The following is an 18,080-nucleotide window of genomic DNA, read 5'->3' as shown; positions in this document are numbered from 1 at the left end:
CTAGCCATACAGCCTGTTCGGCAGGAAAACGTCTTTTGCGAACAGAGGCTCTGCCTGTTTGCTTAACAGCTTCTTGGACCCATTCCAATGGAATGTGCTTTGAAAATGCATCGATATGATGGTCTTGGCAAAACTCAGCAGTAACTTGTAGCTCTCTAGAAAACTCAGACATAAAAAAATCGGCCTCAACAATGTTGAGACCGATTATGAAGCCTTCTAAGGATCGTTCAATTACTTAAAACGATCGGCATTGTGCTAATGCAGGCGTTTTTATTGGCTGTAATCAAATAAGCTTAAGCGACAGGTTGTGCCTGTTTGTCGCCGCGACGCAAGACACCCCGCAGTTTATCCTTTAACTGGGCCATTGCCACATAGGCGACGGGTACCACGAACAGTGAGAAGAAGGTTCCTGCAATTAATCCTCCGACCAAGACTAAACCGATGTTAACTCGTCCTAGAGAGCCGGGGCCAGACGCGAAGGCCAGTGGCAGCGCACCTAAAATCATTGTTAATGATGTCATCAGGATAGGGCGTAATCGAGAACGTGCACTTTCAACGGCTGCATCGAGTGCTGGCATTCCCTGCCTGCGTTGTTCATTGGCAAACTCAACCAGCAAAATCCCATGTTTAGTCACTAAACCGACCAATGTAAGTAAGCCAATTTTTGAGTAGATATTCATGCTCTGACCAAATAACGATAGCGTCAATAATGCACCGACAATACACAGTGGCACGGTAAGCATAATGACCAGTGGATCGATAAAGCTTTCAAATTGGGCGGCAAGGATCAGGTAAACAAAAATCAGTGCCAGCAGGAACAGTATTTGAGTGCCTGCTTGTGAATCATTAAGTACTTTTACAGTACCGTTATAGGCATAGCCTTGTGCATCGCTAAGTAGTGGCGGTAACTGCTGATCAATAAAAGCTTTGATATCACTGGCCGTATAACCAGGCATTAAATCTGCCGTTATTTCGGCATTATCTCGCCCCATGTAAGTCTTAAAGCTCGACTCTGCCGTGGTTTGTTCAATAGAGACAAATTGTGACAGCGGTAGGCTCTGACCTGATTCCGAGCTAACGTAGAGTTTATCTAAAACATTAAAATTGCCGAGATCCTGCCGGTTAACCTGTACCTGAATGGGATAGGTAAAGCCATCTTCTGCCTGCATGTCTGCCGCTTTCACCGAGCCAAGAAAGGTCGATAATGCGTTAGTGACATCGCTGTAGTTCACACCCGATAAGACAATGGCATTACGGTCAATGGTCAGATCATAGGTGATCTGATCGCGTACTGTTGAGTTCTTTACATTGGTTAAACCGGGGTATTCATCGAATAGCTTAGCGGCAGCTTCAGCACTGGCTGCCAGCTCTTCGGTGTTGCGATCGACTGTTGTCAGTTCAAGGATCAGGTTGTTATCGATATTCAGGCTATCGGCTGAGCGAACTGAAAATGACATATCATAAGCAGAGACTGTGCTATTCGCTTTGTTGATTAAATCGGTGATCACCTCGTCGGCAGTTTGGGTTCGCTCTCCCCAAGGTTTGAGCAATACGTGGTTAGTTGGCGTACCTTCGATATAAGACAGGTTTGCTTCTATCGCCTCGTTATCCGCCATCACACTGTTCAGCTCTGTATTATGAGTGAGGTGGTATTGGCGCCCGACACCTGTTGGTGCAGTTGATGTGACATCAATAAAGCCCGAGTCCTCGGTTGGCAGCAAGACCTGCGGCATGTGCACAAAAGCAAAACCAGAGACGCCCAGCAGAACGAATGCCATACCAGCCATTACTGCTTTGCGGTTAAACCATTTATTTAGCTCGCGGCTATAAGCATCGGCGAGACGGTTGAGCTGGTGATCAACATGCATGAACCAACGCGGCTTGTGGCTTGCAGGCTTGATCAAATAAGCACTCATCATTGGGGAGAGTGTTAGGGCAACGATGCCTGAGATGATTACCGCAGCGGCAAGGGTAAAGGCAAACTGACGGAATAGATCCGCAGTTAAGCCTGACATGAGGCCGATTGGCAAATAGACGACGGCCAGTGTCAGGGTCATGGCAATGACTGGGAATACAATCTCTTTACTGCCTTTCAATGCGGCATTAAACGGTGTTTCGCCATTTTCGATATGGCGGTAGCAGTTTTCGACGACCACAATGGCATCGTCGACCACTAAGCCAATCGCTAAAATAATGGCAAGGATAGTGAGTACATTGATGCTGAATCCGAGCCATGCCATCACTGCAAAGACCCCAATTACACAAACCGGAATGGTAATTATGGGGATTGATGCCACCCGGAATGAACCAAGGAACAGCATAACGACAATCGAGACTAAGATGATGGCTTCAACCAATGTGGCGAAGCCCTCATCAATGGCTGATTTTATGAAATCGGCCTGATTGTAGACCATCTTCATTTCAATGCCATCGGGTAGCTTGGTCTGCATGGTTTCAATTGCCGCTTTGACCCGATCGGCCACTACAACAGGATTTTCTGTTTTTAGTGGCAATACCTGTAGTGACATCGCTTGATCACCACTCACCGATAATAGGCTAGGGTTAAGGCTTTCTTCCCCCATAATGACGTCAGCGATGTCTTTCACTCGAATGACTTGCCCGTTATCGACACGGATCACCAAGTCGCTAACCTTATTGATATTATCGACTTGGTTGACAGGGTTAATAGAAAAATCACGTGCTTCGCCGACAATGGTGCCAGCAGTAAAGCTGCTGTTATAAGTGCTTAGTGTGCCAACGACATCGGCGGCTTTGATATTCAGTGCTTTCATGCGCTCCGGCTTTAGCCATACACGCACGGCTTTGGCTGAACCACCATAAGGCCCCCATACCCCACCCACACCTTGGATATGACGGAACTGTGGCACCAGCTGCTGGCTGATATAGTCATACATTGCTTGCTGTTCGATACCACCGGTATTAACGAAGGTGATGACGTTACTGGCAGCACCGGTATCAGAAGTATTATCTGTTACTGTTGGCTTATCGGTCATGCTAGGGGGGAAGTCGTTGATGCCCTCGACACCGCTGCGTAATTTATTCATCAAGTTGGTGTACTCAATGTCATCGACGTCATCGGCGAAATTGATTTTTAAGGTACAGCTGCCTTCGACACAATCTGTGGTCATGGTATCAATGCTATCTATACCGGTCGCAGCATCAATGAGCTTGTCTGCCACATTACGTGACATAAATTCGGCACTGGCACCTGTGATATTGGCACTAACCGTCGCAGTCGCGGTCTGGTGCTCAGGAAAATACTGAATCGATAGTTTTTGGAATGACAGTAGGCCAAGCAACACGATGGCAATACTGAGCACTGATGCAAAAACGGGATGACGGATACAAATATCGGGTAAGCGCATTAGCTACCTCCTTCAGTATTCGATGGCGGTTCAGCATGTGGGGCTAATACATTGACGGTGCTGTTTTCTGTAAGCTTTTGCTGGCCAGTTGTCACAACCATATCGCCTTTTTCTAGACCTTTTAGAATGATGACATCGCCATCATTGGTATTGGCACCCAGAGTGATGTTTTTCTTTTGCGGTTTGTTACCGTCAAGCACCCAGATATACCGTTGCTCATTGCTTGCGATAACCGCATTTTGTGGGGCGATGAGTTGGTTGCTACTGGTTTTTAGCTGGTGGTTCACATTGGCAAACATACCGGGTGCCAACGTGAGCTCTGGATTATCGATACTGGCGTGTACCTCAACACGGCCGGAGCTTTCGTCAACCGCAGGAGCAACGTAATCAACTTTGCCCTGAAATTGTTTATCCGGATAAGCAGATACGCTTACTGTGACGGTTTGCCCTTTACTGGCTTTGCCTAAATCTTCTTGGCTAATGGCGTAAGTCACTTTTACCGGGTCAAGTTTATACAGGCTAACGAGCGGGGTTGATGCGTCAATATGACTACCAACCGAGTAGGTGAATGTTGTGAGACGTCCATCAAATGGCGCGACAATAGTGTAATCTTTCAATGTGGCCTGCTTTTGACGAAAGTCAGCAGCAGCCAGATTAACTTCTTCTTTTAATTCGTCTACATCCTGTGGGGATAGGGCGTCAGGCTGCTTTGCGAGTAGGTTTTGCGTTCTGTCTAATTTAGTTTTCGCCAAATTGAGTGAGCTTTGTGCTTTATCAAAATCCGCTTCTGCTTTGGTACTGTCTAAGTTGGCAATAACATCACCTGCTTTAACGGCATCACCATCATTAAAGTGAATGGCTTGGATTTTTGCACCAGCGCTAAAAGTCAGGTTAGCGGAATCGAGCGCAGTGATTTTTCCTACTTCTTCGATGTGTTGTGTAATGTTTTTGGTCGTGACAAGTTCAACAGTAACAGGGATCGCAGAAGACTCTGCGTTGTTGGCAGCACTGATTGCCGGAGCAAAGCAAAGCAGGGTCGTGATAAGCGTTTTGCGAGCTGAAAATTTAGTCATAGGAGTATCTTTTTGCTGAATACTCCCGCTTTTTTACTTCTATTTGTTCAGTAAATTGTCAGGGAAACGTAAATCAACACTATGAATCTATACGAATTTATATATTTTATAGCTTTTTATGTGTATTAGGCTGATACGCACAGGGAGTCAGTGGGTGAGGGGCGGTTTAGTCAACATGGTTTATGACAGGTAAGAAAACAGAATAAAAAAAGCGCCTGCATAAATGCAGGCGCTTCAATCTGGCTTTAACCTCGCTTAAGCAGAGGTTAGGGGGAACCAGTAATGGATTAAGCTGCTAGGTTCTTAGCAACGAATTCCCAGTTTACTAGTGCCCAGAAAGCGTTCATGTAGTCTGGACGAACGTTACGGAAATCGATGTAGTAAGCGTGTTCCCACAGATCAACAGTTAGAAGCGGAGTAACGCCTTCTTCTGTTAGAGGCGTCGCAGCGTTAGATGTGTTAACGATGTCTAGAGAGCCATCAGCTTTCTTAACAAGCCAAGTCCAAGAAGAACCAAAGTTGTTGATTGCTGAATCAGTGAATTTTGCTTTGAACTCTTCGAAAGAACCGAAAGACTGAGCGATTGCTTCAGCAACTGCACCAGTAGGCTCGCCGCCAGCGTTAGGGCTTAGGCAGTGCCAGTAGAACGTGTGGTTCCAGATTTGAGCTGCATTGTTGAAAACGCCGCCAGTAGAAGTCTTGATGATTTCTTCAAGAGATTTTTCAGCAAGCTCTGTACCTGCAACTAGACCATTTAGCTTAACAACGTAAGTGTTGTGGTGTTTGCCGTGGTGGTACTCAAGTGTCTCTTGAGAGATATGTGGCTCAAGAGCGTTGATTGCGTAAGGTAGAGCGGGTAGTTCGAATGCCATTGCTCGATTCTCCATTTTAATGAGGGGGCTGGTTCTGAAACATTGCTTCCAATTGGCTTGTTGCCAATTTATTTTTAACTGACTGATACCCATCTTATTCGCTTGGTGGGTATTATCACGACATTACTATACCCAAGGGTAAGTATGCGAGTTGTGATGTTGGAATCATTTTAGCAAGTTTTTTCTTTATTAAAACCCCCTTAACATAAAAAGGTGCGTGAAAAGGCAGATCATGACGAAAACAATACCCTTATAACTTTTAGGCGTTTTTTTCCGAGGCTCAAGGCAGTAGAATGTGCTTGTGATATTCAACTTATAATACTGAACATAAAAAGCAGGGCTATGTGTATGTTAAATAGTCAGGCAGTAGAATTTGTTTGGTACAAACAAAAGTCGTAAGAGGAAGCTATGGAAACCATCGATAAAATTAAGCAACAGATCTCTGAAAACGCCATTCTGTTGTACATGAAGGGTTCACCAAAACTGCCAAGCTGTGGTTTTTCATCTCAGGCATCTCAGGCTCTAATGGGCTGTGGAGAAAAGTTTGCTTATGTTGATATCCTACAAAACCCGGATATCCGTGCTGAGCTACCAGTTTACGCACAATGGCCAACGTTCCCACAACTTTGGATTGACGGTGAGCTAATTGGTGGCTGTGACATCATCATCGAAATGTTCCAAAAAGGTGAGCTTCAGCCTCTTATCAAAGATGCTGCATCACGCCGTGATGGTGAAGCTGCTGCTGAATAAGGTTATCTGCGGCGGTTAGTGCTGGTTTGACCGATTAACCGCAATGATAATTTAGAGGAACGCCCCGACCAATTACTTGGTCGGGGCGTTTTTTATGATGGTAATATATTGAAATAAGGAGGAAGTAGCCCCTTATAATYGCTTGCTGAGAGTTTGAAGTAAAATCACCGCCTCTGCAGTTGGGGTGAGTTGGTTGTGATTGGCCTGATGCTCAATTTGCTCTAGTGGTGCTGCTAATGTCTCGCACTCCAGCATCCGCGCTGCACCTTTCATCCTGTGGGCAACATCGGCAGCGGACTCTTGATTATTCGTGCTTAGTGCTTGTTGAAGCAGTGCGAGATCTTGCTGGTGGTTTATTTTGAATTCATCTATCAAGCTATCAGTCAGCTCTTCATCATCAAAAATACTCATCACTTTATCGCGCTCAAGTACTGAATTGATGGCGTCAACGGTAGTGGCTTGATTATGGTTGGCATTATCAATTTGTTCACTTTTGAAGAGTGGATCTGATTCTGGTGTCTCGAGCATCATCGATATATCACCAAATAAAGCACCGAAATCATTGGCTGTGCTCACTTGAGTGATTTCTTCTGTATCTTCATCTGGTTCGGGTAGCCACTTATTAATGACTTGACGAAGTTTCGTTATAGAAACAGGTTTAATTAAAAAGTCATTCATGCCAACGGCGTAGCAGCGATTGTCTTCACCTTGTATCGCATTGGCGGTTAGCGCAATGATAGGTAAGTTACTTTGTATGTTATTGGTGGCTTCATCTGTTTGGTGATGCTGTCGAATAGTTGTTGCCAACGTGTACCCATCCATCTCCGGCATATGACAATCTGACAGCAGTAGCCCATAACGCTTTTCTTTGAGTGCGGTTAAAGCTTCAAGACCATTGCTGACAATATCGGCATGAACACCAATTTTAACCAGCTGTTTGGCGATGACTTGCTGGTTGATGGGGTGATCTTCTGCGACCAAAATGAGTCGTCCGTTGCTTTCTGCTTCTTCTTTTGTTTCTGTCATTATTGGCGTGAGTGTCGATGCTTTTGTTATTGCAGTCGCTTCTTTAATGGGTTGTGTCATGACATGAAATAAATTATCAGGAAGCAGTGGGTTAACGGAAATCCACCACTGGTTATCGAGAGGCTCAGGGGACAGCATCGGGTTTTGATTAATAATGATGACTTTACAGTTAGGTAAGTCATTTAAGAAGTTGGGGGTCTTCTGCTTAAGTTGCTGCCAAATAGATTGAGCAAAAAAGGCAAAATCAGGTTGTTGTCGTTTTAAAATGTCACTAATAGCTTGCGGGTTGACTGCCGTCGACAGCTCAGGAGTCATATCGTGATGGCGTAGGTATTGGTAGAGCTCTTCGCGTTGAATGAAGTAACCAAATAGCAGCGCACTTTTTTCATTCAGGGGAACTTGTTGATGCAGCGAGGACTGCTGGTTAGTAACAGTAAGAGGTAACGTAACCGCAAATGTACTGCCTTTGCCTTCCTCGCTGAAGACTGTGATTGTACCATTCATCTGCTCTACTAGTTTGCGGGCAATGGCCAACCCAAGCCCAGTCCCGCCGAACCGACGGCTAGTGCTTTGATCCGCTTGTTCAAAAGGTTTAAATAAGGCTTCTTGTTGCTGCTGTGAAATCCCAATGCCTGTATCTTTCACGCTAAAACGCACTACCTGTACATTTTGCGTATTGCTTTGATGCGGGAGCTTTTGTTGCTGAGTGTGTACATCGACGATCAGTGAGATTGTCCCTTGTTGGGTAAACTTAATCGCGTTATTTAAAAAGTTGTTCAGTATTTGATGTAAACGGATGTCATCAACGAAATGGCTGTGTGCTAACAAGGGGTCTTGCCAATAGTGGAAGGCTAGGCTCTTTTGTTGCGCATGTATCGATTGGGGCTGAATGATGCGGGCCAAGGTGGTACCTAATTGAACGGTTGTGGGGTTTAGATCAAGTTTGCCTGCTTCGATTTTCGAGAAGTCCAATACATCATTCACAATGTGGAGCATATTGCGTGCAGACTGAGTGAGGCCGCCGTGTAAACTGCGTGTTTCTTCGTTGAGAGGCTGATCAGACATCAATTCTAGTAACCCCATAATACCGCTGATGGGCGTACGAACCTCATGGCTAATAGTGGCTAGAAATTGTGACTTTGCTGCTGTCGCAATTTCGGCTTTCTGGCGTGCGTCATCTAATGCCTGCTGTTGCTGCTTGAGCAGCGAAATGTCAGTAACGACAGTATTCCAGTAATAGCCGTTGTCTTCATGAGGGGTAATCCGACTTTTAAACTGTACCCATATTGTCTGGCCATTATGGCTTTTCATGGCTTGCTCATGATCCCAATGTCCTTCTTGGCAGGCGCTGAGCATACTGTGTTTAAGCGCGGATAAATCATCAATTTGCATTTGCTCAAGTAAAGCGGCCGGAGTGTTAAACAGCTGCTCGGCTGAAATGTTGAGTAACTCGGTAATGCCTGCGCTGACGAATGTAAAATGAAAAGTGAGAGGGTCGGATATAGAAGGCTGGACGTGTTGCAGCACTATACCATCAAGGTTATCAGCTAATTGCTGTAGGCGTTGCTCTGCCCGTTTTGCACGGCGCTCCGCCGTTTTTCGCTGTAAAATCTCTTGCGCCATTTTCCGATTCCAGCCAATGACACTGATGATAATGATTAATCCAAGTGCTGAAATTAACCCTGCCCATTTAGCGACAGCCATTGGCGCTAAGCCTTCTTGGTAATCAAAGGTGAGCCATTGGTGCTCTACGCGGTAGTACTCTTCTTCAGGAATGGTCGCTAACGCTTTATTAATGATATTGAGTAAGATCGGGTGGCGGTAATTGACTGCAAACCGTAGTGGTAGCAAGTTCTCTTGTTGTATCTGGCCAATCATTTTGAATTGGCCAATATAGTCGCTCTGCAATAATGGGGATGCATGGTGCAATGATGTAAGAACTTGATCTATTTCTTCTTTTTGTAGCGCCTGAAAAGCAGAAACTTGGTTGATGAACGAGACTGGCTCGCAGTTTTCACAGACACGAGGCAGAAGTATATCCCCTGCGGTGTTGTTAATGATCCCAACTCGAGTTTTGGTTTTCTGAAAAATATCATTGAACGTCCCACTGGTACGCCCAAACAAGACCCACGGTTCTTGAATATAAGGCGATGAGAAGTACATTTGTTGGCTGTCTTCTGGCGTTTCAGCAACAGAGGAAAGCATCATGATATTACCGGCAGCGAATGAATCCCGTAATACAGAATATGAGGGTGAAGACTCAATGTTAAATTTTATGCCTAGCTCGTAGCTGAGTATATTGAGTATGTCGGCGCTTAGGCCGGTATGTTGGTTTTGGGGATTAATGTAGTCATAAGGTGCCCAGTCTCGATGAACACCAACGGTAATTGAAGGGTTAGCATCTAACCAGTTTCTTTCTTCCGCGGTGAGCCTCAGTTGGCCATAGTGAGTGAACATGTTCTGTTGGTCGGGTGTTAGCCACTGATTATAAATCGCTTTCATACTGTCGCGCTTGATGTCTTCCAATGCGAAATTTATGCGGCTTAATAACTTATGTTTACCTTTTTGAGTAGCGAAGTGTAAGTGGTTGGTTGGTAATCCCGGTAAGATTGACAGTGATAAATCTTGGTTATTATTTTGCTTCAGTAGGTTCGACAGGACGGCGGCATCACCGATATAACCAAAAGAGGTATTATTTTCGATGGATTTAATCGCCGTGGCGCTATTAGGGACAGAGTGCAGCTGTACTTTAGGTAAAAGTGCTGGCAGTAATTCTTGTAAGGCAAAGCCTTGTTCAACGGCAATCGCTTTATTATTTAATTCTTGATAGCGGTTAATTGGCTTACTTTGTGTAATAACGGCACGGCGGATCGAAAAGATAGGTTCGCTGAAAGCCATGAACTTTTGGCGCTCAAACGTTGAAGATACCCCGAGTAATAAATCGAGTTCCCCAGCCTTGAAGGCGGTAGTCACGTCTTCATAGGTCGGATAAAACACCAGTTGAAAGTTAAGATCGGCATGGGTCGATACTTGCTTTAATACATCAATGAATAAACCACTATAAGCATCGTTATTGACAGCATAACCTTGTGGGGAAATAAGCGCTGAGTCAATTGAATCATGGATATAGATATAGGGAGGCAGGCTGAAATAGGGAAGACCGATCTTCAAGACCGGTTGTGATGCATTGTCGTTGAAACTTGTCTCTTGCTCTGGTGCCGCAAAAAGCCTGAATGAACAGAGAACAAGTGAGATAAAAATAGTGAGCCTTATAGCCGTTCGAATAGCATGTAGCATGCTTTACATCCTTGTAAAGAAAGAACCTATATCGTTTTTTATGAGAATTAAGCACTCGGTTCAGGTAACGAAATACGTTGTTGAGTTAACTTACTAAGAGCTATCGCCTGCAAACGTTCAAGCGTGAAACTGGTTGGCGACTGGAGGTTTCCCATTATTTTTGTTACACGGTTTATGCCGTCTTGATCACCGAGTTTATGCTGCGCCCAACAGATTAAATAGCCTGTTTCAGTATCAGATATTTCTTTATCGAGGATCTCTGCCAGTGTCTTTTGTGCTTGCTGTTTCTCATCTAAAAGAAGGTGCTTTATAGCGGAAATAGCCTTCTGTGTTCCTTTTGAGGCAATTTTACTTTTTGGATCTTTGCTGATCCGAGCCCAAGCAGGTTCCAGTTTCCAGTTTTGCAGTGCGTTGGGTTTATCTGATTGTTTACATGAGAGTAAATCAGCAAATACAGCAAGGCCACGGCGACCAGCGTTGTCCCACATAGAGTGGGGGAGTAACAATGCGCTTTTTGATAGCAATGGTGCTGCTTTTGCGATGTCGTGTTCTGAGAGATAAAACCAAGCAAGGCTTAGTGTCTGTTCAATGTTGCTACTTTGCAGTTGGATGTGGCGTTGAATGGTTGGCTCGATGTCTTGCCATTGCTCTGCCATCACACTAATGGTCGCTTTTATGCCAAGTAACCGTACATTAAAAGTATTTTCATCGATAAGTTGATCGAGCTGTGCAATGGCTTTTTTGTATTGCTGTTGATCCGCCAGTATTTCTACTTGCTTGATCTTGGCGGGTAGGTAATCGTGGATTTGCAGCAAGCCCGCGAGCATCGCTTGAGCCTCATCAAATTGTTCTTTTGTACGTAAAAGATTTGCGACAAAGAGTATGCCTCCTTTTAATGCCATCGTATCTGGTGCTTTTGCAAAGAGTGGTTTAACCATAGGAAGCCCACCACTATTAAACGCTTCTTGGAGTTCTTCACAGAATGTTCTTCTCAGCAGGCCCGATGAGACACGCTTAATAATATCGCCAGAACGGATGGGCTTAATCAGGTAGCCGTCGGGCTCAAGCTGAGAATAGCCAAAAAATACATCCTGACTATCGTTGCCCGTGACGATGAAAACCAATACTCGGCTTGAAAGTAATTGTTTGTAGTGCAGGTATTCTAAGAGCTGCAGCCCTGTGCTGCCCGCTCCGAGATTGTGGTCGATAAGTAAAATATCAAATTTACGTTGAGTGCAGGCAGAAATCGCGCCTTTTGCATTGGCCGTGCTGACGATATTGTTCATTGGCACGCCCATTTTCATCAACAGAGCACGCGTGGCGCTTTGAATAATATTACTGTCATCAATGATTAGATATGATGACTGAGTGAGAATTTCCATTAATCATCCCTGAAAAATCTATTTCTTATCAAATAACTATAGAACAGGGAATCTTCATGTGAGTGTTGTTTTATAAGAAGTTGCTGAGGAATGTGAGATAAAAAAATACCAGCCCCAATATGGGGCTGGTATTCATGTTGTTACATGGGTTTGTGCGAAACTTGTCGTCTGCTATAGCACCATTGCGGCTAACCAGCCAAAAGCAATTAGCGGTAGGTTGTAGTGCAAGAATGTCGGTACAACGGTTTCCCACACGTGTTCGTGTTGACCATCGGCATTCAAACCCGCAGTTGGACCTAAAGTTGAATCTGATGCTGGTGAACCCGCATCGCCCAATGCAGCAGCAGTACCTACTAGTGCAACCGTTGCCAATGGTGAAAAACCAAAAGTCAGGCACAGTGGCACGTAAATCGTAGCCAAAATTGGAATGGTCGAGAAAGATGAACCAATCCCCATGGTAACAAATAGGCCAACGATAAGCATCAGCAGCGCCGCTAGCGGTTTGTTATCACCAATGGCATTGGCCAGTGAGCTAACCAGTGTTTCAACACCACCTGTTGCTTTCATTACTGCGGCGAAACCCGCAGCGGCGATCATAATAAAGCCGATCATTGCCATCATGTGTACACCTTTGGTGAACACGTCTTGGGTTTCTTTCCACTTGATGACACCACCGAAGGTGAACACCATGAAGCCGATCAAACCACCGACAATCATCGAGCCACTATAAAGTTGAGCACCTAAAGCAGCCACGATAGCGACAACGGCGATCTTTACATGCTGCATATTAATCTCAGCATGCTCTGGTTCATTTGCGAGGATCTTTTCTTCTGAATACTCACGCGGTTTGCGGTAGCTGAAGAATGTGGCAATCAATAAGCCAAAGATCATACCCAGCGCAGGAAGAAGCATGGCAAATGGTACTTGAGAAGCGACTACATCTAATCCGTTATCATGTAGGTTCTTCAAAAGAATATTGTTAAGGAATATGCCACCGAAGCCAACTGGCAGAACCATGTATGGGGTGACAAGGCCAAATGTTAGTACACAGGCAACGAGGCGACGATCCAGCTTCAGCTTGGCAAATACATGCAATAGCGGTGGGATCACAATCGGGATAAAGGCAATGTGAACTGGGATTGCGTTCTGAGAAGAAATGGTTAGAAGTAGTAAAATGGACAGAACGGAATATTTTACGCCAGTTGCGGCCGCAGCATTATTGTGACCAGTTATTTTCTTAATCACCTTTTGTGCCAGTACGTCGGTGATGCCAGAGCGAGAAATCGCAACAGCAAACGTACCTAGCATTGCATAGCTAAGCGCAGTTGTTGCACCGCCACCAAGGCCACCTTCAAAAGCAGAGACTGTTTCTGCTAATGACATTCCGCCCATCAGGCCACCTAGAATGGCACTGAAGGTAAGCGCTACAACAACATTGACCCGCATTAAAGCGAGTACCAGCATGACGCTTACCGATATTACTATTGGGTTCATAAAACTGAGATCCATCCGTTGTGTTATGTTTTTAAAATACTTGTATTACGTCATTTGATGCATAAAAAAGCATCTAATTACCGTATTTATTAATTAATTGGGCTTTTTTGCTCAAAAACATTCAGTTTGCTGAAATTTTTCAACATGTCGAGGAAAATTTGATGCTAATGGGGAATTTTCTTTATCTGTGCTTTAGATCTAAGCCTTGTCATAAAGTGCTGTTTATACTGCATAGACTGAAGAATTAAGTTTAACCCATAGTAATAACAATGATTTATTATTATTCATGGTTTATATGAACGGCATTTTTATGATGCCTCACTGATAAAATGGAGTTTGTAATGAGTGTACTAGTAGGTCGTCCAGCGCCGGACTTTACTGCCGCGGCTGTTTTAGGCAATGGTGAGATTGTTGATCAGTTTAACTTGAAAGAGCAAATTGCAGGAAAGCCTGCGGTTATTTTCTTCTACCCATTAGACTTTACGTTTGTTTGCCCATCGGAGTTGATTGCTTTTGATAAGCGTTTTGCTGATTTTCAGGCAAAAGGTGTTGAAGTGATTGGCGTGTCAATTGACTCACAGTTCTCTCATAACGCATGGCGTAATACCGCGGTTGAAGATGGTGGTATTGGCCAAGTGCAATATCCACTGATTGCTGATACTAAGCATGAAATTTGTCAGGCATACGATGTAGAGCACCCAGAAGCGGGTGTGGCTTTCCGTGGTTCGTTCCTGATTGATAAAGAAGGCATGGTTCGTCACCAAGTCGTGAACGACTTACCGCTAGGCCGTAACATTGACGAAATGCTTCGTATGGTCGATGCACTTCAGTTCCATGAAGAGCACGGCGAAGTGTGTCCGGCACAGTGGGAAAAAGGTAAGGAAGGCATGGACGCATCACCGCAAGGTGTTGCTGCGTACCTGTCTGAGCATACTGACGACCTGTAATTGAGTCGAAAACATTGGTTATATCATCAATGAATACGGTGGGATAAAACAAAGGCTAGCCGCGAGGCTAGCCTTTTTGGTGAGTATTACGAAGTTATGGTGTAGTGGTCAGAATTCCACTGTTGTTTACAGTAAGTGTAGTGCCATCACCATTAAGCAGGCTAGCTGCATGCCCTTGCATTTCAGCGGTTGCTGGTTTGCCTGAGGGAGCTGTCGTTTCTTGCATGAAACTAGTGTGACTTCCCGCTGTAAAGAAGGCAGCCGTTTTCAGTGGTTTATCTCCAGTAACACTACTTGTAGTAGGAGTTAGTCCCAGCTGTGCTTCTGATACAAGGTTTGCAGTACCTGCAAATGCTGAATAGGGTTTCATGATATCAGTCCCCTCAACCGTTGCTTTTGGTATCAGATGGTTGGGGATAGTGCTGTCATCAATTGTCATCGACATATAAACAGGAGTTTGTTCACTAATAAGTGGCGCGTGATTGAGTGGGTCGACTGTATCCAAGATAGTTTGAGAAGCATATGCAAATTCGCTGTATAAGCTATAAATAGATTCGAGTTGGCTGAGCGACTCATTACTACCACTATTCACTAACGATCGTTCGTATCGCCCATAACAAGTTGTCATTGGTAACAAACCTGGGTTATTACATACTGCCGCAAATTCATCACTGCTTGCCGAAAGTAAAGTACCTTTGACAAAGTTACCAAATGAGCCTGACTCAAGAAGTAAATAGGGAATACCTGCTCCTGGGTTTGCGAGCGCAAACTTATTGATATTAAAGAGCAGCGGGTCTGTTTCTTCATTGACAGTACGATTGGCAACATAGGCCAAATCAATACCTGTAATTGCCCCTAGCGAGTGACCGACAAAATTGACACCTTTTGTAGGGTCTAGCCAACCAAGTGGGCCCATATTACTGCCGTTTCCTGCTGAAATCCCCGCAAAAAGACGGCCAATAGCGACACGTAGGTTTATTTGGTCTGTAATGCTTTGACGAACATTATCTCTACCAACGGGTAGATATTGCAGGTTCAGGTAAACACTTGGATCGTCTGAGGCATTAACCGTGCTTCCATCTGGAAGCGAGATGCCACGAGTACCATGAAGCGGTAAGTCAATTGCAAAAATTGCATTACATGAATCACCAATTATTTTATCAGGGAGGTCACTTGCTTTAAGAGTGTCTTTGTAAGACGTGATCCCGTGTTGGAAAATAGTAACTTGGTTAGCCGCTATATTCTGACAATCTGTATCAGATGGGAAAATAACAGTGTATTCCACTTCCTGTATTGACTTCAATTTTGGTACAGGGCTATAGCGGGTGATAAGTCGCTCTGCGTCAAGTTGGCTACCGTCAGATAATATGATCTCTTGACCTGTCAGTAATGGCAATACGCGAAGTTGAGTCGCAGGGTCTGTTGCGATGTTTGCAAGATCATCTAAAGTAATACCTAATTCCGTTAGCTTGGACATTACAATTGACTTGTCAGTCTCAGAGCCGTTTTCAAGTACATAAGAAATTGCAGCTAAGCTCGGCATACCACTTTGCCACGGAGTAGAAGCAAATTTCGTTGGGTCTGTTTCTAAGTAATACGGTAAGTTGACAGTCCCTGTGAAGACAAGGTTACCGTCTGGAGTGTTGGTTAATGATGCTTGTTCGAAAGACATCTCGAACACACTATCTAATTCATCTGGCGTTACGTCTTCACCGATTGCCGTTCCTGTCCAGACGTTTTCAGCACCCTGTTGTAAAGCAAGTGCAGAAGCCGCTTTAGCAGCATACATAGCATCACCGGCAGATACAGTTGTAAACCAATTAGAGAAAATTATTTTATCTTTATCCACCCCCGTTGCAGCAAAAGTCGCTTCACTCAAGTGGGCAACTTTCTGTGCTGGTTCTAGTGCTATGTCTGGCGTTGGAGTCGTTGATTTTAATACTGCGTAACTACTACTCATTCCTACAGAGTTACCTTTTTCATCTTTAAGATCAGATGTAACCGCAAACTGGTATTGGCTTGCAGGTTTTAAAGGTTTTAGGAAGATGATTGTTAGTGTTTTACCTGATGCACTAACAATGAAATCACCATTGGCGGCTGTTAATGGTATTGGGGGAGTATTGGCATATTCAGGTGAGCTTGGGTCTGCTGTTTCTAGAAGGTAGAAACCATCTTCAGCTGTGCTAGCATCAAGATTGTTACCAGTAAACTCGATCATTATTGGCTGGTTTGTACTCCAACCATCCGTTTTTCCGAGGGCTATTTCAGGGTCAGAAATATCAGTTGAATATCCTTCTGCACCTACGTCACCGTCTGTTTTTATTGTACCGTCAAAGCTATCCATTGCGAGGTAGGTAGGCGTAACGATAATTGGGTTAGATGGATCAGTTGTAAGATCGAACTTTATTTTTGTTTCTGCTTTTAGGCTTTCACCAATACCAGGATCTAATGTAGGGTCACCTGTTGTTGTGGCTTCATCTCCACATGCTGTTAAACCAAGGGTTGATGCTACTAGAAGAGCAAGTAATTTTTTATTCATTAAGTTTATCCTTAAAATCTTTTAGCTAAAATTAGAATTTGTAGTTAACTTGTGCAGCACCTAGCCACGCATAGTTTTTGCCACTAAATTCATATTCTCGGCCATCAACATACTCTTCCTTGAACGTGTTACTTTTGCCATATAGGTAGGTAACACCTAAATCAAATGTTAAGTCATTACTATAAAGATATGTAAAGCCTGCTGAGTACCAGTAGCGGTCTGTGTCAGGGATACTTAGGGTTGCTTTTCCTGCTTGTTCGTCAAACGCAAATCCTGCTCGGATCACCCATTCAGGGTTTAACGTGTATGTTGCACCTAATGAATATCGGAAACTATCGTTATACTCTTCTTCTTTAAGAAGGCAGGTATTATCAATGCAGTCATCACTCGTCGCTTTAAGTTCGGTAAATTTACTCCACTGTGTCCATTGAACACCATAATGGACAGCCCATTGCTTAGTTAACTGGTGAAAACCACCAAATTCAGCAATTGCAGGGAGAGGTACTTTTAAATTGCCGTCAACAGTGGCTGGATTTGTTGGAGAAGAACCTGCTACACCACTTCCTTGATAGTCAGTGTATTTGCCATCAAAATCTAAATCGACCTGTGAGCGATAGCTAAAACCAAAGCGGTTATTTTCGTCGAGCTCCCATAATGCACCAATATTCCAGCCCCACTCCCATGTATCACCTTGAAGGTTCATCAGTGTTTGGCTTGGTTCAGTCCCGTATATTGGCGCGAGGCTGCCGAAGTTTCGATTTAGCTCTGCATCGGCATAAACAAGAGATACACCAGCGCCCACGCTGAAGTGATCATTAATTCGCCATGAAATATTGGGGTTAATATTCATGGTGATCAGATCTGTCATACCAGCTAAAGCTCCAAAGTTTGCATCTGCTGGGTAGTCGGTTGCGAAACCGTAATTTGAAAATATTCCAATTCCCCACGCAAGTTTGTCGTTTATTGGTTGGATGAAATAGCCAGCAGGTACTGCAGCGAAAGGTGCTACATCATTGTATGTTTGGCTCGGGCTGCTACCAACGGTGGAAACATCAATAGAAGGGTCAATAAGGGATAAGCTACCCGAGAACTCCATGCGGTCAAACATGGCCATCGCTGCAGGGTTACGTGCAAGCACTGATGCATTATCTGCTACTGCCACTTCACCAGAGAATGCACGGCCAAGGCCTGATGCGGAGTGTTCATTTACTTGGAAGCCTGCCGCATTAGCATTAATGCTAACTAGCGCTGCGGTTATGGCCATTGCTGTATATGTGATTCTTTTAGACATTATTATAGTTGCCTTATATTTAG

General features: G+C 44.3%; 11 protein-coding genes. 2 read left to right on the top strand and 9 right to left on the bottom strand.

Annotated features, from left to right (window positions below; genetic code table 11):
• From L4D78_RS21745 to sodB, 4 genes are all read right to left on the bottom strand, one after another.
• Positions 1-172 (bottom strand): transposase domain-containing protein (locus L4D78_RS21745; RefSeq protein ID WP_428468594.1); only part of this gene is annotated, 172 nt, incomplete at its 3' end.
• 121 nt (positions 173-293) lie between these two features.
• Positions 294-3,386, bottom strand: a complete 3,093-nt coding sequence (locus L4D78_RS21740; RefSeq protein WP_428468856.1) for an efflux RND transporter permease subunit — start codon at positions 3,384-3,386, stop codon at positions 294-296.
• The gene (locus L4D78_RS21735) at positions 3,386-4,459 is read right to left on the bottom strand and encodes an efflux RND transporter periplasmic adaptor subunit (RefSeq protein WP_428468855.1); all 1,074 of its coding nucleotides are present in this window, start codon (positions 4,457-4,459) and stop codon (positions 3,386-3,388) included. The genes L4D78_RS21740 and L4D78_RS21735 overlap by 1 nt, the downstream gene beginning before the upstream one ends.
• 287 nt (positions 4,460-4,746) lie before the next feature.
• Positions 4,747-5,331, bottom strand: a complete 585-nt coding sequence (gene sodB / locus L4D78_RS21730) for a superoxide dismutase [Fe] (protein WP_428468854.1) — start codon at positions 5,329-5,331, stop codon at positions 4,747-4,749.
• A gap of 408 nt (positions 5,332-5,739) precedes the next feature.
• On the opposite strand from sodB, the gene L4D78_RS21725 reads away from it, so the two are divergent.
• Positions 5,740-6,081 carry a Grx4 family monothiol glutaredoxin gene (locus L4D78_RS21725; protein WP_428468853.1) on the top strand — a complete coding sequence of 114 codons (342 nt, stop codon included), beginning with the start codon at positions 5,740-5,742 and terminating at the stop codon, positions 6,079-6,081.
• A 132-nt stretch (positions 6,082-6,213) separates the two neighbouring features.
• On the opposite strand, the gene L4D78_RS21720 is transcribed toward L4D78_RS21725, so the two are convergent.
• From L4D78_RS21720 to L4D78_RS21710, 3 genes are all read right to left on the bottom strand, one after another.
• A complete protein-coding gene (locus L4D78_RS21720) occupies positions 6,214-10,404 on the bottom strand; it encodes a transporter substrate-binding domain-containing protein (protein WP_428468852.1) in 4,191 nt (1,396 codons plus the stop codon).
• Between the two features lie 47 nt (positions 10,405-10,451).
• Positions 10,452-11,786, bottom strand: a complete 1,335-nt coding sequence (locus L4D78_RS21715) for a response regulator (protein ID WP_428468851.1) — start codon at positions 11,784-11,786, stop codon at positions 10,452-10,454.
• Between the two features lie 171 nt (positions 11,787-11,957).
• Entirely contained in the window at positions 11,958-13,280 is a 1,323-nt protein-coding gene (locus L4D78_RS21710; protein ID WP_428468850.1) for a Na+/H+ antiporter family protein, read from the bottom strand.
• A gap of 341 nt (positions 13,281-13,621) precedes the next feature.
• On the opposite strand from L4D78_RS21710, the gene L4D78_RS21705 reads away from it, so the two are divergent.
• A complete protein-coding gene (locus L4D78_RS21705; RefSeq protein ID WP_428468849.1) occupies positions 13,622-14,227 on the top strand; it encodes a peroxiredoxin C in 606 nt (201 codons plus the stop codon).
• Positions 14,228-14,321: 94 nt separating this feature from the next.
• Here L4D78_RS21705 and L4D78_RS21700 read toward each other — a convergent pair whose 3' ends face one another.
• Entirely contained in the window at positions 14,322-16,766 is a 2,445-nt protein-coding gene (locus L4D78_RS21700) for a VolA/Pla-1 family phospholipase (protein WP_428468848.1), read from the bottom strand.
• Positions 16,767-16,797: 31 nt separating this feature from the next.
• Positions 16,798-18,057 (bottom strand): outer membrane protein transport protein, encoded by a 1,260-nt coding sequence (locus tag L4D78_RS21695; protein WP_428468847.1) that lies wholly within the window; start codon positions 18,055-18,057, stop codon positions 16,798-16,800.
• Positions 18,058-18,080: the final 23 nt, after the last annotated feature.

The organism is Photobacterium minamisatsumaniensis (assembly GCF_050336695.1).
GTDB classification, from domain to species: domain Bacteria; phylum Pseudomonadota; class Gammaproteobacteria; order Enterobacterales; family Vibrionaceae; genus Photobacterium; species Photobacterium minamisatsumaniensis.
The sequence above is the reverse complement of the archived record's forward strand: the minus strand, read 5'-3'. Positions and strand labels throughout refer to the sequence as shown.